The 1,341-nt window shown below is 64.1% G+C and carries 1 protein-coding gene; it reads right to left on the bottom strand.

The genetic code is table 11. The features are described from left to right. Positions 1-247: 247 nt before the first annotated feature. The gene (locus tag M9978_RS22940) at positions 248-1,255 is read right to left on the bottom strand and encodes an IS110 family RNA-guided transposase (RefSeq protein WP_254297485.1); all 1,008 of its coding nucleotides are present in this window, start codon (positions 1,253-1,255) and stop codon (positions 248-250) included. Between the last annotated feature and the right edge of the window lie 86 nt (positions 1,256-1,341).

The raw sequence follows: 1,341 nt of genomic DNA, 5'->3' as shown, positions 1-1,341 counted from the left end.
GATCTGTAATTTGCAGTTGCTTGGCGGTTGTCCCTTGAGGGTCTCAAGGATCTGTCCGCACTCGCCGGCCGATGGGTCGGTGGTGCTGTATCGGGTCTCACAAGGCCGGACGTTGCATTGACTCGAAGCGGGCTTGAAGGCCCATCTGATCACCTTCGCATATCGTCCGTCCCTGCGTTCCCTCGCGGGACACCGCCATCGGGTCAGCTTGAGAGCATCACCGCTGGCGAACTGGTTCTACCGTATCTCATGCCTCGAACAAAGTGCCGTCGCGCAGCATGGCATGCATGATGACGGCGAGGCGGCGGGCGAGCGCTACCCTGGCCTTTCTAAGGCCGCGCCGCTTCGCGATCTTGAGCGCCCAGGTTTTCAGCGCGAAGCTCTGCTTGGTGCGGGTCAGGATCGAGTTGGCCGCTTCGTAGAGCAACTTGCGAACGGTGCTGTCGCCCTGTTTGGTGATCCGACCCGTCCAGTCGAGCTCGCCCGATTGATGCCGCCGTGGAACCAGTCCGAAGTAGGCACCCGCCGTCCGCGATCGCTTGAACCGGCTCGCATCGTCAACGGCTGCGGCGAACGCGGCCGAGGTCTGTACACCGACACCGGGGATGCTCATCAAGGCCTGGCAGACGGGCGAGGCGGTGCTGATCGCCTTCAGCTGACGATCCAACTGCCCGATCTCCGCGACAAGGCCCTCGCGGGCGCGAAGCAGTGATGCGACCGCTTCGCCAAGACCCGGGACTGAGGCGGCCGCCTGCATCCGCGCGAGGAATCGCTCGCCCTGGCCGATGCCGAGCCTGATCCCGAAGGTGGCGCAGAGACCACGGATTGTGTTCTCGAGCCGAACGCGCGCCTCGACCAGGTGCCCTCGGGCAGTAATGACCGAGCGGACGCCGTGTGACGCCGGTGACTTGACGTGCACCTCCTTATAGAACCCCGTGCGCGCCAGCTGCGCCAAGCCGGCCGCGTCGTGCGGATCGGTCTTGTTGGCCTTCATCGCCTTCAGGCTCTGGTGCGCCTGACGGGCGTCGATGCAGACGATCGCGACGCCGAGCTCGCGCAGGCCCAGCGCGACCGATGGCGTCATCCGGCCCGTCTCAATCACCGCGCGTTCGACCGGCCCATATTGCTCCAGCGCGGTGGCAATCGCCTCCGGCGTGCTATCGACACAATGCGCCCCGATCTTGCGTCCATCAGCATCGACGACACAGACGTGCGTCGTTTCCATCGACAGGTCTAATCCGGCATAGTGTTTCATGGCTGCTTCCTTCCTTCAGGCTTCGACCACCAGAAGTGTGCGCCGCTCAGCCGGCCCGAGGAAGCAGCCACAAATTACACGATGAC

Origin of the sequence: Sphingomonas tagetis, assembly GCF_024211275.1 — a bacterium.
In the GTDB taxonomy this organism is placed as follows: domain Bacteria; phylum Pseudomonadota; class Alphaproteobacteria; order Sphingomonadales; family Sphingomonadaceae; genus Sphingomonas; species Sphingomonas tagetis.
Note: the sequence above shows the minus strand (reverse complement) of the source record. Positions and strands in the feature narration are given on the sequence as shown.

Excerpts from the sequence above, each read along its gene's own strand:
- M9978_RS22940 (WP_254297485.1), bottom strand. The coding sequence starts at position 1,255 with ATGAAACACTATGCCGGATTAGACCTGTCGATGGAAACGACGCACGTC.